This window comes from Legionella qingyii, assembly GCF_003990155.1.
Taxonomy (GTDB): Bacteria; Pseudomonadota; Gammaproteobacteria; order Legionellales; family Legionellaceae; genus Legionella; species Legionella qingyii.
In genome coordinates this window covers 1-24,011 of record NZ_RZGX01000022.1, presented here as the reverse complement: position 1 = coordinate 24,011, position 24,011 = coordinate 1, and the positions used below count along the sequence as shown (strand labels likewise).

Genomic DNA, 24,011 nt, shown 5'->3' with positions numbered 1-24,011 from the left:
ATCCCCATCATTTAAAGAAAACAACAGTTTCTTTTCTTCCAAATCAAAAACCCAAAATTGTCTCCGTCACCTGGATAGGTGTGCCCTGCTTCCCAACTAATCACTGATTGCCCAAACGGATGACATTGACGCGCCTCAGGCAAGGTATTCACTAGCTGATAGCGATAACGATCTTTGGGCATAATGCTCGATGCATAGGTGTGACATACTGCAGGCCAATCTTGGCCTATTGAATCGCGTATCGCAGGTGTTGGTGGTCGATGCAATTTAAAATCAACGCGTTCGGCAAGTAAGGCTGCGGTACTTATGGGACTTGCCTGGTGTGCAACAAAACCCGTTAATGGATACGTAGAGCCTTGTGCACCCTGACACCAAAAAAGGCTGTTCACGGCGGTGCCTGCAAGTGCTTTACTCGCATCAAAGGCACAAGAAGCTCGTGCAGGAGGCGAAGTAAATAAAACAGCTTCAGGATTTAGAACAAAAGCCAGTTCGGAGTCATTCCAGGTGGGGTCTAACTCTGATGGATATAAGATGTCAAAATCTTCCGTTTCCATACACCCTAAGGACGTTAACACCTGCAGCCAATACACCAGAGGGTATTTGTACCAATGAACGTAATAGAACGCACCTCGCCCATCCACCTCTGGCATCTGGGAGCCGCCTAACCCTTTTTTTGTAACATTCAGCTGCACACCTAAATTGACCATGCACCAGGGTTTCGGTGTCACATCAACCAAAGCAGCAGGCTCCCAATAACCAGTGGTGACGCCTAAACGCTCGCCAATGGGCGTGGGGCATAAGCACAAAGGATTGCCTGGATTGTTTGTATCAGGATAACTGCTCTTAACCACCTCACTGCTGCCAATGGTGAGTGGAAACAAACAATTCCAGCAGACATCAGTAATTGGATTAACAAAGTGCCCTTTGCATTGAGACGCATAAACAAAGCTTGGCGAGCTCAATAAAAACAGCACCATGAATCGAGCAATCAACGTTTTTTTATTCATAGTACTTACTCCTATTTGCGTAACTCGTGTTGTCCAATTTCTTGAATACGCCAAACCAATCTCTTCTGGCTGACCACAGAAGGCACATGCTTTAAGTGAAAATAACTACTCAAGCGTCCTTCCAAATCAAAATATACCGAACCCAAAACTTCGGAAGCCGCCTTAACATCCCCTCCGGTTAAAATAAATTTAACCTGGTCAAAATGCGTGTAATGCGCTTTGACCCAAGCAAGTTGCTTTGGATCATCGGCATCGAAAAAAAACAGCGTTTTAGAAAAAGACACATGTTCAAAAGGATTAAGATGCGTCCCTTTCTTAGCAATCACCGTCCCATCATGGGCATAAAGCGTTTGGTTCACGACGATACTTGGATCTAATTCATGCGTTTGAGGAGTCGTTGTCGTGGGTAAATGAAGAGGCTTGGGTCTTCTTACGTGCTCCTCCACTCGCGCCACTATTTTTTGTTGATGCTGTTTCAAGGCGCCTGATTGTTCTAAGCGATGCAGCTTCGTCATGATGACCTCGCGGATGTCTTTCTCAACCACAGGAAAAAGCTGGCCGTAATTGCCTAAGTTTTTGGCATACACCGGAGCAACGTTCATTAAAATTGCCACAACCAACCCCGCTACGTTCTTCATAATGCACCCTGCTGGTCCAAGGTTGCGGCAATCACCTCATCCGTCACATCAAACCGTCCACTGGAAATCACTGTTGCAGTGATTAGGGTTACATGATGAGAAGCCCCATACTGTGATAAGACCTGAGGCAACAACGACGAATACTGCTTTAATATCTTTTTTTGTTCCTGTTCTGATAAGTTACTTTGACTCAATAAAACTGCAGGCTGATTAAGTAAGCGCTGCATATCCACGACAGCAATCAGTGTAGGCTTGTGCAAGCCCCATAACACCATGCCAGACAAGATTAGAACCGCTAGAATTAAGAGTTGAGCCTTATAATTACGCAGCATCGGCAAGCCCTCCTTCTACCAACACGTTTTTGGATAAATCATAATGTTTGTTAGCTACCAGCATCGCGGCATGAATGTATGAATACCCTTGCTCGATGTAATTCATTACTGCTTGATAATCACGTCCATCAGAAGACAATAAGACCTTCGTAAACGGATCAACAAAAAGCCGATGAAAGGAAGAAATGCCGTCTGCACGAACAAGAACTTGCGAAAATCCAGCATCCTTCGCTTTAGGAAAACCAGAAAGTAATTTAAATTCAAAATCAGAAAACGTGTTATGCTCCTGTTGGTGCTTGATGAGGGAGTCTCCATCTTGAAGAAAAATGAGTTTGATTGCCGAGTTTTCCCAAGCAGCACGTGCTTCAGGAAATGCGTAGTAATCATCAATACCTTGCGTGATTGTTACAAAGGACGCATTATGCCGCCGTCCAGTACGAAACCCTCGATTAATGAAATTCACTGCAATTTGATCACCAGAGAATAAAGACCAGGCCTCATCAATAATGCACATTTTTTGACGGCTGCGATCGGAATTAAACATCCGGCCTTGAAACTGAGACAAAATAGACAGCAATACCGGTGCACGAATGTGTTCATCGTCCTCAATTTCTTTTAAATCCACGACAATAATGCGGGCATCAGGCGCTAATTTAGAGGGTGCATTAAAAACAGTACCGTGCTCTGAATGAGTGCAATAGGGATCAAGATTTTTCGCCAGAATTTTCCCTGTAGGGTATTTTTCTCGGTCGTTTTGATGCAATTCCAAAAGCTTACTTTGAACGTTGTCAATTAACGTGGTTTGTTGATGTTCAGAAAACGCCTGCAGTATGGCCTCACGTAACGTCCCGCGATCATCATCACTGGCTCCATCCTTAGCGCACGCTAATAATTGAAACAAGGAAAGAATATGCTGTATTTCTTTGCCAATATTCGTGACATGAGTAAAGGGATTCATTGCCAAATTGGAGTATTCCAAATACACGCCACCTAAAGCATGGCATAACTTCTTATAACTTCCTCCAACATCGACAATAAAGAGATCCCCTCCGTTGAACAGCACGTTGAGCATCAGCATTTGTATAAAAAAACTCTTTCCCCCGCCTGAGGTGCCGGTCACAGAAATGTTGTAGTTTGTGCCTAGCTTCCCTGAGAACGGATCAATACAAGAAAATTGATTACGTAATGTCGGCAATAAAATACCCGATCCCGTCCCTGACCAATCTGACAAAAGTGGCATGTATTGAGTCGCATTCCATGAGGAAATAGGCCACATCATCGTGGGTAGTTGAAATCCTTTTTGGAGATGGTTCGTAAATAAAAAAGGCAATGTTGCCAAAAAATAAGGGGTTTGCATCCTGCGGCTTAACGCAAGCTTAATACCGTTATAAGAAAAACAAGTACGGGCTGCCTCCACATCTCGGGCATATTCAGCACGTCTGGAAAACAACACGACGTTATAGAGCATCTTACAAGAACGTGTCTTTCCTGAAGCCAAATCATCACGAAAATGACGCCATTCACGTGCTTTTCTTTCTGTCCCTGCCACATGCAACGCATAATCGCTCTTCGCTTTTTTATCCAAATCACTCGTTTTGCGATTCGCACGCCCTTGAGCTTTATTTTGTTCGGCAACCAGGTAGGTCACAGAAATAATGTGATTACAGGGAATGCTTTGCTCAGGATTAAAAATATTGGCGCTGTTATTAATATTATCCCAAAGATGGTATTCACCTGGTAAACCATCGATGGTCATCACGGAAGCCACCGTTTCAAAGGCCATTCCTTGATTATTAACCCCTTTAAAAAGTAAGCCTTCTTTGGCCACCTCTACATCAAAATCACGGCCAACCACCTGATGTTGAATGAGTGTTTTTGGATCATAAGAGGATATTTTTGGGTAAATATTATCGGGTTCATGAGCCAGATAAAAATGAAGTAAACGTAATAACTCTTCAGCATTACAGGTTCTAAAACCAATTTTGGCTGACATGAGCGAGGCTTCAAAGGCAATACGAAATTGAGCAAAGCAGGCTTTAGCGTCTTCCTCATTTTTTCCCTTGATTTTATCAACAACGATATAACATTCGGTTTGTGTAATTCGAGGATTGACATTGGTATTGGTTTTAAATCCATGAACTGCCGCCTCACCATAAAACGAACGCAGACTTTTACCCATCACACTTAATTGCTCAAAATCTGGATTCATGAACTGCTTTGAAAAAACATCCAGCTCAGGCCCCACTTGATTGTGTTTGACTAAGATGAGCTGCAAGGTAAATTCATCAGAAACCTTGGTTCTTAAAATTGAATCCAACTGCTCTGCAATTTTTTCATTCGCACCGGTTAACGGGGTAATGCGGTACAATAAGCCTGTATTCCAGCGATTAATAAATAAATGCGATTCCTCATCATAATATTGATAAGGAAGCTCCTTACAAAAAAGAGGATATTGGTGATCGCCTACATTTAAGGTATTTTGAGAAGACGATTCCTCTTCCCCGTCCACCAAATAATCATCAATTGAATTCCTAAAACCCTGGACGTATTTTTTTAGTGTTGCGAACATAGTTAATCCTAAAAAAGTTTCCGTTTCATTTATTTTGAATAGGCGCTGCAGCCTACACATTGCTCTTGTTGCACGTATTGCCCATCCGGTGTAAATCGCCGCGCATCCACCATCCGATTCACCTGCTCCATGCTTTGGCACCCACCACGCTCGACAAAGGGACAGCGAACATCTTGATGATCAAAAATGGATCGAGAACATCCCGTAAGTGCCACTGCCGAACAACAGAACAAAACAAGCCATGCCTTAACCATGTATGTCTCCTGTAGGATTAACTGTTGAAAAGAGGGGTTGATTAGACATCCCATTCTGATTTAAAAATTGCTGCGCGGTTTGCGTATCGGATTGGAACGTGGACTGTGGGGCTGAAGGCTCACGACTGCCACTCTCCCCTGCTTCACCGCCTGCTCGGCTAATGGTTGTGGTAATTGCAGCCTCATTTTGAGCCGATTGATTATCAATGGATCTACCCGATTCAAACGATTGGTGCGCCCTATCAATCCAAAAACCTTTGGTAAACATGATGGATACACGCCGCCCTGCACGCGCCACCACCAAAGGATGATAAATATCAGCGATTTTCATGATATAGTCGGAGATTTTATTGGCCGGATTACTCACCGCCCCTCCTGCTGCGGATTGCATCAACGTGGAAGCCTGACCATAAGTCGTAATGGTACCTGCGCCTGGATTAATAGTCTGCGCTGTATTGAGGTTTTTAAGCCCATCCCCAAAGCCTGCTAAAATTCCTGCAGCCGCACTGTATTCTAAAAGAGGTTTAGTTTTTAAAATGGATGTACCGCGTAAGTCTTGCATCGCATCCAGGTCATAAACCGCCCCATACACCTTTTGCTCAAAGCTTAAATTAGGTTTCGCACACGAGAGAGTTTCAAGGTGCATCACTACGGCATCATCGGACAAATCCCCATAAGTAGAGACAATAGCCAGACAACCGTTAAGGCGTGAATGGCGGTTATTGGGCATAATGCCATTAGAATCCAAGCGAATGAGTGCCGTTCCCATATTTTTAGCACCATTAATCCCAGCATCCCCTTTAGCTCCGCTCAGTAAAATGCCTTCAGCATGAGTTCCTGCCCAGACGTAATTATCCGGTGTGCGCTCTTCTTTTTGTTGACGGCGGTAATTAAAGTGAACTGTTTCAAGACCCGCTTTGCCATAATAGGCTTTTTCGTCTTGTATGCGTTGTTTATGACGTGCCTCGATTTCTTCACGTGTAGGCGGTCTTGCAGCCACTGCCGCTAAACTGGTTTGGGAGTTTTTAAGCAACGCCACCTGTAGTTTTCCGTTGATTTCCTTATTTTCAAGCGCAAGCTTCTCTAATTGTTTTTGCATGGCGTTTAATAAGGCTTGGTTCTCCGAAACCAAATCGTTTGATTTATTAGGTGTACTCTTTTTATTTTTTTCTACCACCGCTTTAAGTGCATCAATTTGGCGTTGTTGTTTTTCAAGTACCGCTTCATCACTTAATTTGCTAAAGGCACTGTCTAACACCCCATCAAACACCGGTTTTTTATTGGTAGGAAGTGTAGGTTGTGGCTTTGACGAATACAGATAGAATCCATAACACAATCCACCCAACAGCAAAAAAGCCAATCCATTACGAAGCTGCTCTATTTTGGCACTCTGATTAGGATTGGCTTTTTTATTCATTAACTTTTTAAACGATTTCATCATGACACGCTTCCTTATTACCCGATGTTGGATTGTTCACGGTAAATGCCATACAAATAGGCGGTTTGACTGGGCTGCAGCATTTTTTCGGACAACTCCATCGTCATCAATTTGGGGTGTTCGAATAATGTTGGTGTTAATTCCATGGGTTTATTGGATTGATTTTCAATGCGATACACATAGCCAGAAGACTCTTTGCCTCGGACTTGTTTCACCAGGGTTACTTTTAACTGCTTATGCAGCCGAAAGGTTGTGGGTTTTATGCCCACTTCTTGAAAACCGGAAGGTGTAGTTCCCTCCATAAGCGCCGTCATTAAATCACTTTGTTGGTATTGGATCTGCTCTTGCGCCTTTGCATAATCAAACCCTTTTAATTTTTTAGATACTAATTTAATGGTTTTACCTAAATCATCAGTCGGAGAAACGGTGGCTGAAAAATGATGATTGAGATTGGTGGTGAAATAAACGGTTAAGGGAATATGCGCTAAGGGCTTTAAAACCACAGCACCATCCAAATCATCCTCAGATTCTTTGCTTTGTTCTACGATAAAGGAGTGTTCAGGGAAGCTGACTTTAACAATGCGCTCTCCTTCTACATCAATGCGATTAAAATTAAGCGAAGACAAAGACAGCGTAAATCGCTCCCCTTCCTCAAATTTAAATGTGTCTACTGTATTGCCAGCATGCAATGAGGTAGTAAACACGCTACTTAACATGAAGAGTCGAAGTGCGTTCATTGACGGATCTCCTTAATCGCTTTAGGCCACATCATCCCGTTTGAATGAGCAAACTGGACTAAATAAATTTTCTTTTGTGGTTTCACTTCAAGACCATGACTGGTTCGATTTAACGTTCCGTCTACCTTGGCTTGCAGGGTGGATTCATCAATGTGAATGTTCTTTTCATAAAATACGGAACTAATGTTTTTTTCTTTCACAACGGCTGACTCTGAGTCCAGAATGTTTTTGAATGCCTCTTGATGAGATGCAGGAATTAAATGGGCTAGTGAGGCAAATCGGGCAGCAACTGTATCTGGATTGTAGGTTAATCGTAATTGAATGACCTTCTTAGTCATGTCTTTAATGTAAGAAGGAGAAAAAGAAGAATTACTTAAGAAGTACCCGTCCTCGGTACAAATGGGCAGCCAATGCGTTTCTTTATTATTAACGACATGAACGCAAAGCCCACCTAAAATTAACACAGCAAGAGTAGCAGTGACAGCCCAAGCCAATGTCAGATGAAGCAACACTTTATTTTTTGAAAGCACATTGTCACGAAATACACTGTTCATAAACTCACCCCACGTAGATTCGATGCGCGGAATTTGGGAATGACCTAAAAAGAGCTGTCGTCATCGCATGCGGTAAGGACCAATAAATTATTCCCAATAAAATTCGTAGGGGCAGCCCGCCATACTGAACATGCATGATCAAACTTAAAACAGCCCCAATTACAAAAAGCTGCGGCCCTAAACCCACCAGTAATCCGATACCCGTGAGCAAATACACGGGTAATCCTGTGGTCAAAGGAATCCCTGCAATGCGCGGTTCCTCTGACAACATAAAAGTGGAATAGTTATGCGACATAACTTAAGCCCCAATGCGTGAAAATCATAAGTAAAGGCAATCCAACAAACACCCAAGGACTTTTAGTCTTCATCCAGGTAACACCAGCCACGAGTGTTTCACCCGCATATAAATAACCAGGCAAATCCGAGTTTTTACCGAAGGTAGCGCTGACATCTCCTTTCATCGCACTTAAATAATTTTGACCTTCTGCATGCCCCGTGCTGGTAAGGCATAAAACAACAACCCAGCTTAAGACCAACAATGGGACTGACCACTGTATAAGTTCATGAAGCTTGATACTGCTTTTTCTGATTACTGCACTGACATTCATAATGCTCTCCTTTAGTTTGATGAACGTTGATTGAGTGAATCCAATTCGTGAATTGAATGATTTATTTTTTGTGCAAAAGGCCGTGTCATTTTTAATGAACCTCCGTTTTTGGGTAAAGAAATCCCCTGAGCCCCAATTTGTGCTCATTTTTTATTCTTTTTTATTTAATAATTCGCGGTTTTAAAATGAGTTCTTAAACATGAATATTTGAATTGCGCTCATTAAGTACTCCTCTTCTATTGGCTTATTTCTATCTGTCAATGCACTGTTTCATTCTCGATCGGATACATTAAAAACAACTGCTGCCTTCTTAATAATGAATAAGCATATATAGCTGCTTGTGCATGTTTATCAAAATCAAAGCCACCTATGTTTAGAGCTGCCTGCTGCAAACAGGAAATACAACTCTCTAAAATATCAAATACTTCTTGCTCTACATTCATAATGGATTATTTTGATAAGTAATATGGTTATTGAACCATCATTTAAATAAAGGTGCATTCACCTAGGTGCAAGGATAAGAAAAAAGTGAAATTTTTTTTTAGAATGAATAGGCTAATTAAAATAACTATTGAAATCGTAGGTAATTATCAAATATTTCATCAATTTTACATAGTCGGTAAAGAGTTGTTCTAGGTTAGACTCATGCAATGCCATATCCTTTAACCAGTTAAAAAAATCCTCTCCTTTTAACAAGTTATGCTCCTCTCTAAATTGTTCGACTTGATATATAAGCTCGTATTCTGTAATTGTGTACGCTTGTTGATCAAGAAGAGACAGTAAGTATTGATAATGGAGCCTATTCTTTTTTGTTTCAGGAATTGATAGTAATTTAAGAATATTTTCCGCCCTCTGTAGAGAAGACGAACCTTCTATCTGCTCATGCGCCGGAGCACGCAACCAAACAGGAGACAAGGTAGACTCAATTAATTTTTTTTCAAAAAGAGTAAACTCTCTTTTTTTTCTATTTAAATCAAAAACCGTAGAAGGAATGTGTTGTTGGCTTAAAGAAAACAATAACGACTTTGCATCCTCTTTTTTTGCGTCTATATAATGAGATTTAATCAAATGATAAAGATCTTCTGGCACGTATTGAGCGATTTTCTCCCAAGTTCTTTCAGCATAAAAAATGGAGCGTATTGAATTTAAAATAGTTTCATTATTAATACTATTTAGTCGTTTAAGCGTTATGCGGATATTGATTAAAGGAATAGTTTGCACGTTATTGAATTTAGAATAAGCAATAGCCACCTCATCGTCACCCTCTACTTCTTCATTCTTATACATCTCATATATACGTCCATGTCCCCTCATCCCAAACGAATTCAGCTCCGCTGCTCTCAAAGCACCCATTGAAGCTGCCCCCCAAACCTCAATACCGTAGTCTAATGCTGTTAATATTTCTTTATGCCACACAGAAGGAACCCAGGAAAAATTTCCATCGATGATAACTATCCGTTTATACCCTGATTTTATTGCTTTAAGTACATCTCCCTTTTTGATTGAAGGGAAATACGCCGCATCGGGAAGTAGATGCATCGCCTCTTGATGGGTTAACGAAGTTTCTAAAAAAACTACGGTTTCATACATGACTTATCAAATCCATAGAAATTAGTTTTACTTTTAAAATGCATATTTCTTTGTCATAGTATTTATAAACTAAAATATCCTGATTGTTTCCTTTAATTTTTTCAAACAGAACCGAAAGTGCATCTTCTATTGTCTTTACCGAATAATTAGGCAACTCAGAAAAATTATTTTTATCTTTGACGACAGGAAATTCACTAGTTTTAAAATCATACTTTGTATGAATCAAGTCATCACGGGAACCTGCTATTGTAGTTACTCGCGATTGAATAGCCTCAGTCAGTGCACGATTTAAAGCTATTTGTTTATCGAGATGACATCCGCCACCTTTGAATAGAATTTGATTTTCAAAAGGATTTTTTGATTTAACACATACATCAAACGAAGGAATTTCATAAATATTTTCATGAAAGTAAATATGACAATCAAATTTTTTTGTTATATTTTTGACCACTTCGCCATTAACAAAAGCAGTATCAGATATCTTTAGAGCATCTTGTCGTTCTATTACCTCTAGAATTCCGTGTAAAAGAGCCTCGTTATAGTTATTCCCCCCAGCAAGTCCAGTTGTATCAGGAGAGTAAATCAATACTTCTGGCAAATAAGAATTTAGTGAGAACTCAGCAAAAGGCACGAGAATGGATTTTTCTGCAAATATTAGTTCAGCTTGTACCCAATTCATTGGCCGTGATGAATCATTAAAGTGTACAGACTTTGAAAGATCGTTTAGTGGTATAAAAATAGCTTTTTCTTGATCTAGGTCAAGCTCTGACTTATTAGTCACTTGAGGGATTAATTCTTCGGCAAAATATACTTCAATGGACTCCATCAATGCCGAGCACTGAGCTGCTTCTTTTGTTAATCCTTTTCCCTGACTCGTGGTTAACGATTTTGCTCTAGGCCTTATCGCAGTATAGACAGGTAGAGCAGTGTAATCTAAATGGGTTAAATCAGCTAACCGTGTAATTCCCGCCAGTTTCTTGAGAGAAGTCAATACGCCTAGTGTTTCGCAGTAATTGCGAGCTCTTAAAGACGTTTCTTGATGCTCAAAAATCATTTAAAAAGCCTTTCATTAAGATAATAGGCATCAACACCTAAGTTTCTCAGTTCTGATACAAACAATTTACTTCGATATCCTGATGCACAATAAAATACCAACTTCTTATCTTTATAGGATAAGAAAAATGAATAATCAGTATTCTCTTTAACAGGAAAAAATAGATCATCTTCTAACTTAGTAATCTCTCGTTCTTCTTTTTGCCTTATATCAACTAGAAAATGCTTGGTTCTATCAAGTTGCCCCAGGGTAATTCCATAATCAGCGCCTTGATTCTGTAGATAATTTAAGCTTATTTTTCTTTGTTTACATGCAAAACAGTTATTATTTTGCTTTATAGGCATGGAAGAAATATTGAAGTTTTTTGCATCTATTATTCGTATTTGTGGTACTTTCTCATTCTCTATATTGAGTAAATAATTTAATGCCAGATTAGCAGCCATTGTTCCTGCCATTCCTGTCACAGTGCCTAACACACCCGCTTCCGAACAATTAGGTATTACACCTATAGGTGGTGGATTGGGATATAGACAACGATAACAAAGGTGCTTTGTATCAAATAAAGCAAGCTGAATGATATTGACCAAAATACTACAGCTGATAAATACTTTATTCTTTAAAACACAAATATCGTTAATAAGGTATCTTGTTTCAAAATTATCTGTTCCGTCAATAATCAAGTCGATATCAGATACTAAGGAATATCCTAAATCCACATCAAACCTTTTAGTGTGAGCCTCTATAACAATATTTTTATTAATTTTACTTAAAACATCCCTCGCCTTTTCTGCCTTATAGAACCCTATATCGCATTCATTAAATAAGATCTGTCTATGCAAATTAGAAAGGTCTACTTTATCATCGTCGACAAGAATTAACTTTCCAACACCAGCTGCGGCAAGATACTGAGCTACCGGACTGCCTATCCCGCCGAGTCCAACGATCATAATTGCTGTGTTATTTATTATTTTTTGACCCTGCTCTCCAATAACGGAAATTTGACGTTTGTATCTATCCACTCACCTACCCCCCTGAAATAGAAGTCACAATACACACTTCATCATTTGGGTTAAGAATAATGTCTTTAATGGATGAGATCTGTTCTGAGTTAACGAATACGGAAATGTATCCCTTTGAACAACCAGAGTCGTCAAACATCTTTTCAAAATTTTCTTTATAAAATTCTGCTAATACTTGTTGCAAATTTGATTTACTAGAAACCAATTGGATTTGTTTTCTATCTGAATTAAACTCTATTAATTGATATTCATGCATTCTCATAACCTGTAGATTTTTGTATAAACGACATATATAATTTACTCATATTTTTAACAATTGTGACGAAAATATGAACGAACAACTGTTTAAAGACCTTACTAAAAACTCATCAGCAGCCAAAATGAGGCTATAATCGGTTTTTAGAATTAATATATTTCTACAATATCTTGCTCTGCAAGAAAGCTACCTGCTTTATTTATTTCAGTAATAGAGTCATCCCAACAAATCACCATCGCTGACTTAGACATATGCGCCATTTGCTCACTGATATCATCAGGCCTAACAAAAAGTATCCACTCGTTTTGTACAGAAAGTTCTGGCTTATGAATTCTTTTTATAACACCGTTCTTTCTAGGAAAATAACCACAAATGTAATGACTTTCATTCTTTACCAAGCGAGGAGGCTCAACCTCACAAACAATACAACATAAAATTGTTTCAAGACTTATGGAATATTTCTTCTGGTATAACTTATTTAGACCAATACCTGGAGGTCTAGCATTTGTTTCAATAAAGTGAATACAACCATCCTCACTCATGAAAAACTCAGTGTGAAGCACCCCATTATTGAATTCTAATAACTGGCAAATCTTAACTGAAGCATCCAAAATTAATTGTCGCTGATGCTCATCTAAAATATTCAGACTAAATATAGGCAAATTTTTGCTGACCATTAAATGATTTGGATGCGTATATTTTCTAGCTTCTACAAATAATATATCTCCATCAAATACTGCCAATTCTGAATGGTATAAATCATCTGCAATATAAGCTTGAGCAATATATTTTTCCTCATCCTCTTTTTTATTGGTCAAAAAATCACAAAAATCCTTCTCGGTTTTAATATGATATGTCTCATAAGAACCAGATGAATTAATAGGTTTAATAAATATCTCTTGATTACCTATCCTTTCTTTGATTGATTTTAGGTTTGAAGATTCAATCAATGTAGTTGTTTTAGGATATAAAAATAAACCATCCAATTTTTGATACATAAGATTTTTATGACTTAATAGCATCGATGTATTCAAACCCATGCCTGCAATATTTTGTTTTTCCCTGACTTTTGCTACATCAACAAACATATCTTCCGAAAAACAGACAATATAATCAGGGCGAATCGAATCACAAATAGCGAGCAGATCTTTAAATGAAAATGAGCTTACTAATACATTTTCTCTGTCCTTAACAAACTTAGATGCATCTTTAATCAAAAAAATGGGGGAAATTCCTAGCTGAACGAGTAGATCACAATCAATTAGTTCATAATCCTGGAGGGGATCAATGCATAACAGTTTCTTTATTTTCATTGTATTTAATACCAAAGCATCCTACTAAAAATGTTGTTTTCGAAGGGAACTGATCCACTGAATAACCAAGTTTATCTGTTACTTCTAAAAACCGAGAATCGTAAGAAAAAATTGTCTCTCTAGGCAATTTAAATAGGTTATTAGTCACTTGATTATTTTTTTCGTGAAAAAGTGTTAAATCCAGATTAGTAGCACTTTCAAAAAACGGGGTACTCTTGAAATGACCTAACTTCTTTATATGATCCGCATATTGCAAATAAGTATCGTATATTAATTCACAGCGTTGTGGTTTATTTGAAAATGATGTTGGTTTAAAAGCCATCTCTTCTTTGAGTATTGAATAAAAAACAGGATTGTTTTTATTTTTATCAAAATGTACTGGCTCCATAACAAAGGGAGTGTATTTGGATTTATATATATCGCGATACACCTCAACAATGAAATCTAAAGGTAACAAATCATCACCAACAGCTAAACCGTATCCAGGAACTTGGCCAGTTCCTATAGTAATCAATTGACTAATCGCATTATTAGTGAATTCATTTTGAGATATTTCAGGATTATTTGCACGAACATAAGCCATTAGATAATTATAAAAAGGCAGATTTGCATAATATCCTGTCTGATTGGAATCAAACTCCATCACCAAGCTCAAAAGAGCAGGTAATTTATTCTCTTTTATTAAGGTTACAATTTCAGAGGGAAATACCAATAACCTTGAACGCCAGTTACAATTAGCCGCATTGCATAAGCTTTTGAAGGTTAAATAATGATTTCCAAGATCATCTGGAACAGGAATATCTGCCTTAAAGTATTTTTCTAAATTAGCATGAGGCCTTGCATCTGCCACTGGACACAATAAGAATGTATTCCTTGCACCTGATGAAATCTGCAATATATCTGTGGGATGATGGGTATTTGAAACATTATAAAGTGAACTAACACTTAAAAAATCGCCCTCTCTATAGACTTGGTGTGTACTCGACTTCCCTTTAAATTCAATAAACATTTCAAGATTTTTTTCTAAAACCATTGAAAAAGGAACTGAAGGTAGCTTCCCACCAGTATTAGGTAAATAGAAATGGTGTTCATCTGCAATTATTTGCCCATACTGATATTCAAGCACAGTAAAAAGCATATTTTGAATACCGTCGATGGTTTCTAATACTTCATAGAGGCGCTTGTTAATCCGAGCTATATCCGTTTTTACCTTATCCCACGATAATTCACTCATATGGCATCAATATAAAATCCTATTATTTAACGGAATCATACAAGAGAACAATAACGTATTCAATAAACGTGTATTTCATGTAATAAAATTTATTGGTAAAAACAGTTATTTTTATTGCATTAATGCGTTTCAAGTTATAAATTATGTCACATGGAATGCGTTTTAAATAAAAACGGAGTTTTAAATGACAATCGACCATGTGGATAATCAAATCATAAAAATGATAGTCAACGGCTGCCATGTGAATGACATTGCTGAAGATACAAAGAAGTCAAAAAGGTACATTCTTTATCGACTTAGTGACCTAAAAACAAGTTTTAATTGTAAAACCACCCCTCAGTTAATTTATATGCTGACCACATCGGGGTTAATTAAGTAATTTTTTTTCACATGGATGTATTATGAATAATTCGATTTATTATTTAGGCTTTAACAAGCTTCTTTCATTAACAAAATGCCCTAAAGAAGCTCTTCTCTTAGATAAAATAATCTTTCATCATCAAGGCACTCTTTTAAAGCGTGAGAATAGATTATGGTTTACAAAAAAAATTCCTGAACTTGCAGCAGAGCTTGGGTTTAGTGAAAGCAGAATATATATTTATCTAAAGAATTTAGAAGAAAACGGCTTCATTATCAGAAAGCGATTTAAATATTACGGTGTACCTCGTTCCTTTATTGCCATTACAGAAACGCTTCAAAAAAAATTACAACTGATCCCCAAAGAGCCCCAAAACACTATAGAGATAAAAGAAAAGGAGTTTGTTCCTGAGCCGGATATAAACGAGAGAATGGATTATCTTGTTTCAACAGATATCATTAATAAAGAAAATAATAGAGTAATTAATAATATTACCATTTCTCATTCAGATACTAAATTACCACTAAACGAGCTCAATATTGCTAAAGGGATGTTATTGAATGTCCAAAAGCAACACGGAATAAAAATATCTTCACCACAAAAAGTCTTGGATGAAGTTGTATTTTCATTAACTAACCAAGAACAATTTCAAAATGTTGGCACTTTTCAACACAAAATTAATATCATTTCTCAACTTCTTCGCTCAAATCGCTGGAGAACACCCAAAGGATTTAATCAATATTCTCCGGAAGGGAAACGTTACAAAGAAGAGCAAGATCAGGAAAATGCTATTCGACTGCTATTAAAGAAAGAGGAATGTGCTTACTCTGGATTAGATGAGATTGCTACAAATAAACGTTTATCCAATGTTTATGAATTAGCCGATCCCCCATGTACTAACATGAAATTACAAAAGTCACTTCAAATTCAACAAAGTCTTATAAATGGCATTAAAAAGGATATCAAAACAATAAAAAACCCTAATATATTGAAAAATTTTCTAACCATATTAGTTCAAGAAGAAACAAAGTTATCCAAATTACAGGCTGAATTATCATTACAATAGATTATGCCATTCCTTTGATCGCTTCGACCGACGTTTTTTGTATACTATTCTCAATCGTTTTAGAACAAAACCAGAGAATGAGCGCACCAAAGATGGCATAAAGACCTAGCTGGGTAAATGCGCTCATATAATGTTCATTGCTAACAAGTGGATTTAATGATTCAGATTGAGTCATTAAATTAGAAAAATAATTGGATAATGTGGCTGCTATTCCTGAAGCCATCATCCATATCCCCATCATAAGCCCTTGCAGTTTTTCTGGCGCAAGACTTCCTATCATCGCGTAACCAACTGGAGCAATAAGCAACTCCCCTATCGCTTGAAGAAGATAATGCGCGATAATCCAAACCATACTAGTTAATCCCTCAGTGCCACAATTCATTATGCCAATAGTCAATGTCAAAAAAGACATTGCAATAAATACTAAGGAACACATAAATTGTTTAGATATCGAAATGGTGATTTGTTTCTTTCTTAGTTTATCAAATAGAGTGATTGCTATGGGTGAGCCGATAATTACAAAAATTGAATTTAAATTCATTAACCATTGCGGAGGAATATAATTAGAAGCTATATAAATATTCACATTATACTTCAGAAACTGAGTAACCCCCATAGGCCCTACAAAATAGAGCATCCAAAATACAATTGAACTTCCCGTTAAAAATACAAAAGAATAAATTTTTTTCCGTGCATTATGCGTACTTAAACTACGTCCAAGTAATGTGATATAGAATAAAGCCGCAGCACCAATAAAGAGTATGAGGCCATTTGCTAACCAAGAACAATAAAACCCTGCCAGAAGGATAGGTATAATAAGTATGATTAATGCCAGCCCTAGTCGACCCCTCTTTAACTCATCCATGGTATTTACTTTATTTTTTGCGAAATATCTCCACGACTTAATAATGAAAAACACTGTAATTAGATTAATCAAATTACTTACTTCAAATAAACGATCGTATCTATCGTGAATATCAATAAACCCGCTCATAACATAACCGGAGAGAAATCCTATATTCATCGCACTGTAATTATGAAAAAATGCTTTTTCTCTTAATTCATTTTCGTGACCTGTAAATTGTTGGGTAATAAGGCAGTTAATACATGTAGATCCTAAACCACACCCTATAAGAAACAAGCTTAACCCTAGATACACAAAAGAATCCGAAAAATTAAGCACTATTAAACCTAAAGTTTGTATGAGTGTTGAAATAGCAAATAGCAATCGATTATTTAAAAATCTATCTCCAATATAACCAGAAACAAAATGCAGAATAAAATTCGAGGCAAGAAAAAAACCTACAATTCCATTAGATTCTGTTTGGCTCAACCCAATTCTTTTAGTTAAGTAAAGCGACAACGATGAAAATAAGATAGCGAAACTAAATGTTGTTATTCCGTTTAGCCAATGTAAATATGCTATCCCTTTAGAAACCCTCTTTCCAACATCCATTTAACGTCCTAACACTCTATTATTGTAAGCCCACCCATGCTATTTAATTTTGTAGGAAGAAAGTTGCTTAACAAATTTATAGTGACGAATAATATCGCAATCAAAAGTAAGTAATTATATGAGAAAAAGCAATAAACAACATCAATTAAATGCAGCAAAAACAATTCGATGTTATAACTTAATAGCCAAATCACCATAGATCATTTAACCATAATCCTGCAAACGTCACATTTCCCTCTATACGTCACATTAAAATCCCGCAAATGTCACAAATCCATCCTGCTTATGTCACTTACCCCCCTGTAAATGTCACATCAAATCCCGTAAACGACACCTTTCAACTAAAAAAAACTTTTAAAAACAATTAGTTGAATTGGGTTAAACAATTTAAACTACTTAAACAAAAAAACAAACTGTTAGTTGTTGATTTTATATTGCATATAACATGCAAATGCATATATTATGTTTTTACATAACCTACTTAATAGTAACAATATGGCAAAAGTTATTGTAAATGCAACCCACAAAGGTGGGGAGGGAAAGACAACAAATTCAATTGTACTGGCTGAGTATTTGGCACTAATACAAAACAGAAAAGTATTATCAATGGATCTAGATCCACAGGCTAATTTTTCTGGCCGGTATCTTCAGATGACTTATGATCCAGCTTATCAAGGAGGAAAAATCCCCCCTTTGCATCCAGATTATGAGCCTGACATTGATACAGACTGGGATGGTAGAAGTGGCATTGCAAATATATTCTATGGCGAAGGAGTTATCCCCTACCCTACTCAAATTAATAATCTTGAAATTGCACCTGCACACTCAATTAAATTACAAGAAGCAGAAGCAGTCACGAAAAATGAAGTTAAAGAAAAAGTACATTTGCAAATTAAAAAATTTGTAGAAGATCCTGAGGTACAAAAAGCATATGATGTGATTATTATTGATACACCGCCATCAAAAGGACCTTTAACAATTTCAGCAATAAAAGCTGCCACTCATTTAGTTATTCCAGCACAAATGGAGCAATTTTCTATTGAGGGAATTTATGGGATGTTGCAACTTTGGAAACAGGAAACGTACGCAAGATCCAAAGATAACCCCATTGAATTGATCGGAATTTTACCTAATCAAGTACGAAATATTAACATTCATAAGCATTTTCTAAACGATCTCAGAAATAAGGAATTTACCTCTAAATATGTTATTCCTCATGAGATAAAGAAAAGATCTGTCTATACAGAAATACTTGCTGAAAATGCAAATCCTAAAAGTATTTTCGAGCTTTCAGAAAATAGTATAGAACGAATTGAGTATGAAAATGTATGTCAATATATAACGAATAAGGTATTTAACAATGGCTAAGAGAAAAGTATTTTCTATAGGAAGTTCTTTATCAGATGGATTAGAACAGACTTTTGCTGCAGCTCAAAATTACTCAAATCAATTACGTATTGATGTTATTCCATTAAGTAAAATAGAGGTTGATCCTGATAATCCAAGGACATTAACGATCTCAATGAACGATCTGCTCCATGGAATTTCTGACAACGATCCTTTATTGGAAATAAAAACTACAGAAAAAGAAGAATTACGATCATTGGCAAATTCAATAAATGAGCATGGCATTCTAAATCCGGTCATAGTGTATGAATCAAATGCAAGTTATCGTCTAATTGCTGGTGAACGTCGAACATTAGCCTCTATTTTAATTGGCAAGACAGATATACAAGCCAAAATAATAGATAAAAAACCTGATGAGCTTAAAATTAGATTATTGCAATGGGTGGAAAATTCCGAACGGACAGACCTTTCCTTGCACGATAGACTTCTTAATTTTGAAATGATTGTAAACGCTTATGCGAAAGCATCAAATTTTAATATCAATGATATAAGGCCTGTAGATATTAGTAATTTAATAGGCTGTTCAAAACCTCATGCTTCAAATTTAAAGTTACTTTTGGCTGCAGATCAAGATATTAGAAAGATAATCGCTGAAAATAAGATCTCTAATATTGAGAAGATAGCTATATTGTGTCAAATCAAAGATTTAAATCTTAGAAATAAGGCGATACAGGACGCTATAAATGGAGCAACACTTGTTGATTTAAAAAAATATCTTGAAATAAATTTTGAAATAAATCACCAACATGAACATGTCATGGTTTCCTCTTATGTAAGAGGAAAAAAAATTAGTTTGGGTTCAATAAATAATATTAATGCAGCAAAGAAAATATTCTGTATTTTATTAGATCATGTTGAAGATAGAATGTTAAAAACAAATCTATCCAAAGTTAATATGGATAATCCAAGAGATATTTCTAGAGCACTAAAAACTATTATTTCAAGTTTGGAACAAGTTAATGATTAAGATAGATACAAAAAACACTAAAGCTAGGATAAGTTACTTTATTTCTGAACTAATCTTATCAGACTTAAAAAACGATATGATAAAGAGCGGATATGATTTAAAAGGCAAGAGTAAATGGATTTGTGAGGCAGTACTTGAGTTGTTAAATATGAATAATTATAAAGAACTTGTCATGTTAAGTGATCAAATGCAGGGGTTTGAAAAATTAGACTACATCTCTGTAGATAGATCTTTTAAAACATTAATTAGTGATGCTGTAATTAATATAAGAACAGACTACCCTTCTCTTGAAGGTGTTCAAAGTAAGATATTGAGAACAGCTATTTTACAAAGATTAATTAAGTCTTAATTTTTACTTTTGAAATAAGAATTTATAGATTTCTAGTTATGTTAAGAAAGCAAATGTGACGTTTGCAGGAAAAAGTTAAGTGACTTAACTTTATGTTTAAAGCAGCTCAATTTTTATAACATACATAATAAATTGCCATGCTTGCTAGATAAGACTAATTAATTTTATCTTCTAGTTGGCTCAGTGGCATAGGTAGATTAAGGCAAATTATTTAAATGTGACACTTACGGGAGAAAGTTAAGTCACTTAACTTTCCTATTAGACCGATGAATTTAAATTTTAAGAAGATTTGACGAAATGTGACGTTTGCAGGAAAAAGTTAAGCCACTTAACTTTTCTTGAGCTGAAGTCTACAAAGGACTTGGAATGACAATAACAACAATAAATAAAGAGAAATTTGAGTTAAAGAAACATATAGCAACAATCCACTGTCATGGGAAGATAACTTTACTACAGAGAAAAATTGCTAATGCTTTATTATTTCATGCATATCATAATTTGATGACACAAGATGATCATGTAATCCAAATTTCCGAACTAACAAAGCTTGTCGGATTCGATAGTAATGATCATCGAAAAGTTAAGGATGCTTTATTAAAACTTTTATCAACTGTAATTGAGTGGAATGTTATTGACGAGCTATCAGAGGATAGTGAAACATGGAACGCAAGTTCAATTATTTCTGATGTATCAATTAGAGGTTCTATATGTAGATACTCATATAGTAATAAAATGAGAAAATTATTATATCATCCAGTGCGATACGGTAAAATTGATCTTAATATCCAGACAAAATTTCAATCAAGTTATGGATTAACCCTATATGAGAATTGTAATAGATATAAATCCATTGGAAATACGCCTTGGTTTGATCTTGAAACATTTAGAAAGTTAATGGGTGTTGAAGATGGATTGTATAAAATATTTAGGGATTTGAATCATAGAGTCATAAAAAAGGCGGTAGATGAAGTTAATCAATATACATTAATGTCAGTAGAACCTGAATTTAGGAAGCTTAATCGCCAAGTTGTGTCGATTAGATTTCTTATAAGAAACAAACAACAACAAAATGCAATCTTAGGTCAAGATACATTTAATGATTTAGTAGAGAAGTTAAAACAAAAATTTGGCTTTTCATCAAAACAAGTTGATGAAGTGCTTAAGCAATTTGATAAATCTTACATAGAAGAAAAAATCAATTTAATAACTAGTAGCGAACCATATAAAAATGGTGCGATTAGAAACTTATCAAAATATTTAATGGCAGCATTAAAAGATGATTACCAGTCACCGGTAAGTTCAAAAGAACATATAGTTAATCCCAAAAAGGATGAGATCGCTAGTAAAAAAAATATAGAAGAATACGATCTGTTTAAGCGCAAGCATATTGAGACTATGTTCAACAACTTATCCGAATTTGAAAAGAACAACGTAGTTCAGCAGTTTCAAGCAAAGATAAAAAAGACGGTCTATTATTCGTTATTTGAAAAAAATGGAATGGAAAACGTGCTTATCAGAGATAGGTTTTATCTTTTTCTAAAAGAAGTGATGCAAAATACAGAAATGCCTTCGATTGAAATGTTCCTACAGCAAAAGGAGGAATTAAATATGGAAGAGGTCGTTGAGTAAATATTGTTCACTTGATGTATTCTAAAAACTCAGAAAGATTCAAATTGTCTTTGAAACTAACCATAAAGATAAAGCTATTTACGTACGTGAGAATGAGAAATAAAGGTTAAGTTAGTAGCTGTCGCAATGATATGGACTCTCCTTTTCTTTTTGTTTTTACACAAAAACAGTTTGGCTCATCTAATAGCCGTTTAAAAGGGAGGATGAGTCCATATCATTGCGACAGCGACAAGTTATTCACATTTTCTGTTGATAACTCTGTGGGATAACAGTGGAGTTGCGATATGGAATATACGAAACAGATATTGGCAATGTTAAGAGAAGGGGACTTTGCGCATCCTAGTGAAATTGAAGCAATCGAGGTTTCTTTATCACCTATTGCTAAAAACAGCGAAAATCGTTTACTTAATGTTGGATGTGGATTAGGTGGAACTGCTCATTATGTACAAAAAAAAGGATAGGGTATAGTTACAGGCGTTGATATCGATAGAAATCTTATTGATCTTGATCGCGCAAAGACGAGCTATCCTGACGTTAAATTTATATGCGAAGATATTTTGAGCAGCACAAAGCTTTCTCACAAATCATTTCAATGCATTTATAGCTGCAGTGCCTTTTTTTGTTTTGAATCTAAAGAAATTGCGTTAAAAAAATTATGACAGCATTCAGATTCTCACGGGACACTCGTTTTAATCCAATTTATTTACCTGAAATAAAGAAGCAGCTCTCTGCAACTGGATGGACATTTAAAGAAAGTGTTGATCTCAGCGAGCACTTTATTCACTGGTATACAATTTTATTAGATTCTTTTGAACAAAAGCGTGAGCAGGTTAAGCAGCAATTTGGTCAACAAGCTTGGGATATTCTGTATTCAGGATACAAGCAATTATTGCTGGGTCTAAATACAAAAAAAATCGGTGGTATTGTGGTGTATGCAAGCCTGAATCACACTTAACTTATTTCAACCACTGATATTTTCTAAAAGGAGCGAGGCTACTTTAGAGACTTATGCTTGGTTTATGTATGCATTCAATGCTTATTATTTGATGTTTTTATCCGTAATATTTTTTCTATAGAAGAAACAACGAACTATCTTATAATGACGCCTATTTTTTCCTTCATGGTATCTTATGTATCGAATTTTAGTTTTATTGTGCTGTATCTCTCTAAGTTATGCTCAGACTCCAGGCTCTTTTTCACAATCCAAGAAAATTGCGGCACAATTATTTAAGAAACACCCACATACCATATATTGCCAATGCAGTTATGAAGAAAAAGAAGTTAATCTAGCCAGTTGCGGCATGCTAGCTGCTGATTCAATCAAACGAGCACATCGTATTGAGTGGGAGCATATTATGGCTGCCGAGCATTTTGGGCGGCAATTTGCGTGTTGGCGAGAACCAATGTGCGAGGATAAACAGGGAAAACCCTATAAAGGGCGACGATGTTGTGAAAAAATCGATGAACAATTTCGCCATGTGGAAGCCGAACTTTATAACTTATGGCCAGAAGTAGGGGTGGTGAATCAAGCCCGTTCGAACTATCGATTTAGCGTGTTGCCTACACAACCCGATTATCTAGGATGTCCCATGAAAATTGATAAAAAATTGCGGCGTGCTGAGCCGCCTGATTCTGCCAAAGGAGTGGTGGCACGCGCTTATTTATTTATGGCGAATCATTATGGCTTATCCTTAAGCTCATCGCAAAGACAATTGTTTATGGTCTGGAATAAAACATTTCCTCCAAGTTCTTGGGAAAAACAATGGGCATTGCACGTTGCTTCAATTGAAGGATATGAAAATCCTTACATTATAAATTGGCATGAAAATGTATCGCTTAGGATGGTTTCTCAATAAGAAAAATCACTTTGGTGGTTTCTTTTTCTATCACTAGTACCATCCTGCGATAAAAAGATTGATTATGTAAATAATGAACAAAAAAATTTCCCCTTTAGTAACTCAAATTATTTTGAGCTGTATTTCAATTTACTGAATCAAAAAAAACGTACAAATTCTCTTTATGATTAGTTCACGAGACTATTCTCATTAATTTCGATTGCGTATTCCGGAGGACTTGATCACTAATTCCGTTAGTCATTTGATCACCGATTCCGGAGTATTTGATCACTTCAACGCCTCACGCAGTGGATTATCTTTTAAAGGGGTTTAGTCTGTAA

General features: G+C 36.4%; 27 protein-coding genes. 10 read left to right on the top strand and 17 right to left on the bottom strand.

Annotated features, from left to right (window positions below; translation table 11 throughout):
- Window positions 1-11: 11 nt before the first annotated feature.
- The 16 genes from traU to ELY20_RS14225 all read right to left on the bottom strand — a co-directional run bounded on the left by traU (window position 12) and on the right by ELY20_RS14225 (window position 14,603).
- On the bottom strand, window positions 12-1,007 hold the full coding sequence (traU, locus tag ELY20_RS14305) for a conjugal transfer pilus assembly protein TraU (RefSeq protein ID WP_110143532.1): 996 nt from the start codon (window positions 1,005-1,007) through the stop codon (window positions 12-14).
- A gap of 11 nt (window positions 1,008-1,018) precedes the next feature.
- Complete coding sequence (gene traW / locus ELY20_RS14300) at window positions 1,019-1,645, bottom strand: type-F conjugative transfer system protein TraW (RefSeq protein WP_110143531.1); 627 nt, start codon at window positions 1,643-1,645, stop codon at window positions 1,019-1,021.
- Window positions 1,642-1,977, bottom strand: a complete 336-nt coding sequence (trbI, locus tag ELY20_RS14295) for a type-F conjugative transfer system protein TrbI (RefSeq protein ID WP_110143530.1) — start codon at window positions 1,975-1,977, stop codon at window positions 1,642-1,644. The genes traW and trbI overlap by 4 nt, the downstream gene beginning before the upstream one ends.
- Window positions 1,967-4,687, bottom strand: a complete 2,721-nt coding sequence (gene traC, locus ELY20_RS14290; protein ID WP_233590607.1) for a type IV secretion system protein TraC — start codon at window positions 4,685-4,687, stop codon at window positions 1,967-1,969. The genes trbI and traC overlap by 11 nt, the downstream gene beginning before the upstream one ends.
- 105 nt (window positions 4,688-4,792) lie before the next feature.
- On the bottom strand, window positions 4,793-6,241 hold the full coding sequence (locus ELY20_RS14280) for a TraB/VirB10 family protein (RefSeq protein WP_110143528.1): 1,449 nt from the start codon (window positions 6,239-6,241) through the stop codon (window positions 4,793-4,795).
- Between the two features lie 14 nt (window positions 6,242-6,255).
- Entirely contained in the window at window positions 6,256-6,975 is a 720-nt protein-coding gene (gene traK / locus ELY20_RS14275) for a type-F conjugative transfer system secretin TraK (RefSeq protein WP_110143527.1), read from the bottom strand.
- The gene (locus ELY20_RS14270; RefSeq protein ID WP_110143526.1) at window positions 6,972-7,529 is read right to left on the bottom strand and encodes a TraE/TraK family type IV conjugative transfer system protein; all 558 of its coding nucleotides are present in this window, start codon (window positions 7,527-7,529) and stop codon (window positions 6,972-6,974) included. Before ELY20_RS14270 ends, traK begins: the two co-directional genes overlap by 4 nt.
- Before the next feature lie 4 nt (window positions 7,530-7,533).
- A complete protein-coding gene (gene traL, locus ELY20_RS14265) occupies window positions 7,534-7,824 on the bottom strand; it encodes a type IV conjugative transfer system protein TraL (RefSeq protein ID WP_019235301.1) in 291 nt (96 codons plus the stop codon).
- Window positions 7,814-8,137 (bottom strand): type IV conjugative transfer system pilin TraA, encoded by a 324-nt coding sequence (locus tag ELY20_RS14260; protein ID WP_110143525.1) that lies wholly within the window; start codon window positions 8,135-8,137, stop codon window positions 7,814-7,816. Before ELY20_RS14260 ends, traL begins: the two co-directional genes overlap by 11 nt.
- 257 nt (window positions 8,138-8,394) lie before the next feature.
- A complete protein-coding gene (locus ELY20_RS14255; protein ID WP_004450445.1) occupies window positions 8,395-8,580 on the bottom strand; it encodes a hypothetical protein in 186 nt (61 codons plus the stop codon).
- Between the two features lie 112 nt (window positions 8,581-8,692).
- The gene (locus ELY20_RS14250) at window positions 8,693-9,727 is read right to left on the bottom strand and encodes a TfuA-like protein (RefSeq protein ID WP_110143524.1); all 1,035 of its coding nucleotides are present in this window, start codon (window positions 9,725-9,727) and stop codon (window positions 8,693-8,695) included.
- Window positions 9,720-10,781: a YcaO-like family protein gene (locus ELY20_RS14245; RefSeq protein WP_110143523.1), complete on the bottom strand. Its 1,062-nt coding sequence runs from the start codon at window positions 10,779-10,781 to the stop codon at window positions 9,720-9,722. Before ELY20_RS14245 ends, ELY20_RS14250 begins: the two co-directional genes overlap by 8 nt.
- Window positions 10,778-11,800, bottom strand: a complete 1,023-nt coding sequence (locus ELY20_RS14240) for a HesA/MoeB/ThiF family protein (protein ID WP_110143522.1) — start codon at window positions 11,798-11,800, stop codon at window positions 10,778-10,780. Before ELY20_RS14240 ends, ELY20_RS14245 begins: the two co-directional genes overlap by 4 nt.
- Before the next feature lie 4 nt (window positions 11,801-11,804).
- Window positions 11,805-12,056 carry a MoaD/ThiS family protein gene (locus ELY20_RS14235; protein WP_110143521.1) on the bottom strand — a complete coding sequence of 84 codons (252 nt, stop codon included), beginning with the start codon at window positions 12,054-12,056 and terminating at the stop codon, window positions 11,805-11,807.
- A 149-nt stretch (window positions 12,057-12,205) separates the two neighbouring features.
- A complete protein-coding gene (locus ELY20_RS14230; protein ID WP_233590606.1) occupies window positions 12,206-13,273 on the bottom strand; it encodes an ATP-grasp domain-containing protein in 1,068 nt (355 codons plus the stop codon).
- 67 nt (window positions 13,274-13,340) lie between these two features.
- The gene (locus ELY20_RS14225) at window positions 13,341-14,603 is read right to left on the bottom strand and encodes a hypothetical protein (RefSeq protein WP_110143519.1); all 1,263 of its coding nucleotides are present in this window, start codon (window positions 14,601-14,603) and stop codon (window positions 13,341-13,343) included.
- Window positions 14,604-14,787: 184 nt separating this feature from the next.
- On the opposite strand from ELY20_RS14225, the gene ELY20_RS14220 reads away from it, so the two are divergent.
- Together ELY20_RS14220 and ELY20_RS14215 are read left to right on the top strand one after the other, a co-directional pair.
- Complete coding sequence (locus ELY20_RS14220) at window positions 14,788-14,982, top strand: hypothetical protein (protein WP_058533776.1); 195 nt, start codon at window positions 14,788-14,790, stop codon at window positions 14,980-14,982.
- Window positions 14,983-15,004: 22 nt separating this feature from the next.
- Complete coding sequence (locus ELY20_RS14215) at window positions 15,005-16,027, top strand: hypothetical protein (RefSeq protein WP_110143518.1); 1,023 nt, start codon at window positions 15,005-15,007, stop codon at window positions 16,025-16,027.
- 1 nt (window position 16,028) lies between these two features.
- Here the strand turns inward: ELY20_RS14215 and ELY20_RS14210 are convergent, their stop codons facing one another.
- Window positions 16,029-17,483, bottom strand: a complete 1,455-nt coding sequence (locus tag ELY20_RS14210; RefSeq protein WP_110143517.1) for a peptide MFS transporter — start codon at window positions 17,481-17,483, stop codon at window positions 16,029-16,031.
- Between the two features lie 495 nt (window positions 17,484-17,978).
- On the opposite strand from ELY20_RS14210, the gene ELY20_RS14200 reads away from it, so the two are divergent.
- The 8 genes from ELY20_RS14200 (at window position 17,979) to ELY20_RS14170 (ending at window position 23,691) form a co-directional block, all read left to right on the top strand.
- On the top strand, window positions 17,979-18,851 hold the full coding sequence (locus tag ELY20_RS14200; protein ID WP_158618891.1) for a ParA family protein: 873 nt from the start codon (window positions 17,979-17,981) through the stop codon (window positions 18,849-18,851).
- Window positions 18,844-19,857 carry a ParB/RepB/Spo0J family partition protein gene (locus ELY20_RS14195; protein ID WP_110143515.1) on the top strand — a complete coding sequence of 338 codons (1,014 nt, stop codon included), beginning with the start codon at window positions 18,844-18,846 and terminating at the stop codon, window positions 19,855-19,857. Before ELY20_RS14200 ends, ELY20_RS14195 begins: the two co-directional genes overlap by 8 nt.
- Window positions 19,850-20,206, top strand: coding sequence for a hypothetical protein (locus tag ELY20_RS14190; RefSeq protein ID WP_085663086.1), 357 nt, complete (start codon window positions 19,850-19,852; stop codon window positions 20,204-20,206). The genes ELY20_RS14195 and ELY20_RS14190 overlap by 8 nt, the downstream gene beginning before the upstream one ends.
- 366 nt (window positions 20,207-20,572) lie before the next feature.
- A complete protein-coding gene (locus tag ELY20_RS14185; protein WP_110143514.1) occupies window positions 20,573-21,835 on the top strand; it encodes a replication initiation protein in 1,263 nt (420 codons plus the stop codon).
- A gap of 284 nt (window positions 21,836-22,119) precedes the next feature.
- A complete protein-coding gene (locus tag ELY20_RS16805) occupies window positions 22,120-22,296 on the top strand; it encodes a hypothetical protein (protein WP_158618890.1) in 177 nt (58 codons plus the stop codon).
- A gap of 3 nt (window positions 22,297-22,299) precedes the next feature.
- Entirely contained in the window at window positions 22,300-22,494 is a 195-nt protein-coding gene (locus ELY20_RS17205) for a methyltransferase domain-containing protein (protein WP_110143513.1), read from the top strand.
- A complete protein-coding gene (locus ELY20_RS14175; RefSeq protein ID WP_110143512.1) occupies window positions 22,491-22,790 on the top strand; it encodes a hypothetical protein in 300 nt (99 codons plus the stop codon). The genes ELY20_RS17205 and ELY20_RS14175 overlap by 4 nt, the downstream gene beginning before the upstream one ends.
- A 175-nt stretch (window positions 22,791-22,965) precedes the next feature.
- Complete coding sequence (locus tag ELY20_RS14170; RefSeq protein WP_110143511.1) at window positions 22,966-23,691, top strand: endonuclease; 726 nt, start codon at window positions 22,966-22,968, stop codon at window positions 23,689-23,691.
- Window positions 23,692-24,011: the final 320 nt, after the last annotated feature.

Excerpts from the sequence above, each read along its gene's own strand:
- traU (WP_110143532.1), bottom strand. The coding sequence starts at position 1,007 with ATGAATAAAAAAACGTTGATTGCTCGATTCATGGTGCTGTTTTTATTG.
- traW (WP_110143531.1), bottom strand. The coding sequence starts at position 1,645 with ATGAAGAACGTAGCGGGGTTGGTTGTGGCAATTTTAATGAACGTTGCT.
- trbI (WP_110143530.1), bottom strand. The coding sequence starts at position 1,977 with ATGCTGCGTAATTATAAGGCTCAACTCTTAATTCTAGCGGTTCTAATC.
- ELY20_RS14280 (WP_110143528.1), bottom strand. The coding sequence starts at position 6,241 with ATGATGAAATCGTTTAAAAAGTTAATGAATAAAAAAGCCAATCCTAAT.
- traK (WP_110143527.1), bottom strand. The coding sequence starts at position 6,975 with ATGAACGCACTTCGACTCTTCATGTTAAGTAGCGTGTTTACTACCTCA.
- ELY20_RS14270 (WP_110143526.1), bottom strand. The coding sequence starts at position 7,529 with ATGAACAGTGTATTTCGTGACAATGTGCTTTCAAAAAATAAAGTGTTG.
- traL (WP_019235301.1), bottom strand. The coding sequence starts at position 7,824 with ATGTCGCATAACTATTCCACTTTTATGTTGTCAGAGGAACCGCGCATT.
- ELY20_RS14260 (WP_110143525.1), bottom strand. The coding sequence starts at position 8,137 with ATGAATGTCAGTGCAGTAATCAGAAAAAGCAGTATCAAGCTTCATGAA.
- ELY20_RS14255 (WP_004450445.1), bottom strand. The coding sequence starts at position 8,580 with ATGAATGTAGAGCAAGAAGTATTTGATATTTTAGAGAGTTGTATTTCC.
- ELY20_RS14250 (WP_110143524.1), bottom strand. The coding sequence starts at position 9,727 with ATGTATGAAACCGTAGTTTTTTTAGAAACTTCGTTAACCCATCAAGAG.
- ELY20_RS14245 (WP_110143523.1), bottom strand. The coding sequence starts at position 10,781 with ATGATTTTTGAGCATCAAGAAACGTCTTTAAGAGCTCGCAATTACTGC.
- ELY20_RS14235 (WP_110143521.1), bottom strand. The coding sequence starts at position 12,056 with ATGCATGAATATCAATTAATAGAGTTTAATTCAGATAGAAAACAAATC.
- ELY20_RS14225 (WP_110143519.1), bottom strand. The coding sequence starts at position 14,603 with ATGAGTGAATTATCGTGGGATAAGGTAAAAACGGATATAGCTCGGATT.
- ELY20_RS14220 (WP_058533776.1), top strand. The coding sequence starts at position 14,788 with ATGACAATCGACCATGTGGATAATCAAATCATAAAAATGATAGTCAAC.
- ELY20_RS14215 (WP_110143518.1), top strand. The coding sequence starts at position 15,005 with ATGAATAATTCGATTTATTATTTAGGCTTTAACAAGCTTCTTTCATTA.
- ELY20_RS14210 (WP_110143517.1), bottom strand. The coding sequence starts at position 17,483 with ATGGATGTTGGAAAGAGGGTTTCTAAAGGGATAGCATATTTACATTGG.
- ELY20_RS14200 (WP_158618891.1), top strand. The coding sequence starts at position 17,979 with ATGGCAAAAGTTATTGTAAATGCAACCCACAAAGGTGGGGAGGGAAAG.
- ELY20_RS14195 (WP_110143515.1), top strand. The coding sequence starts at position 18,844 with ATGGCTAAGAGAAAAGTATTTTCTATAGGAAGTTCTTTATCAGATGGA.
- ELY20_RS14190 (WP_085663086.1), top strand. The coding sequence starts at position 19,850 with ATGATTAAGATAGATACAAAAAACACTAAAGCTAGGATAAGTTACTTT.
- ELY20_RS14185 (WP_110143514.1), top strand. The coding sequence starts at position 20,573 with ATGACAATAACAACAATAAATAAAGAGAAATTTGAGTTAAAGAAACAT.
- ELY20_RS16805 (WP_158618890.1), top strand. The coding sequence starts at position 22,120 with ATGGAATATACGAAACAGATATTGGCAATGTTAAGAGAAGGGGACTTT.
- ELY20_RS14175 (WP_110143512.1), top strand. The coding sequence starts at position 22,491 with ATGACAGCATTCAGATTCTCACGGGACACTCGTTTTAATCCAATTTAT.
- ELY20_RS14170 (WP_110143511.1), top strand. The coding sequence starts at position 22,966 with ATGTATCGAATTTTAGTTTTATTGTGCTGTATCTCTCTAAGTTATGCT.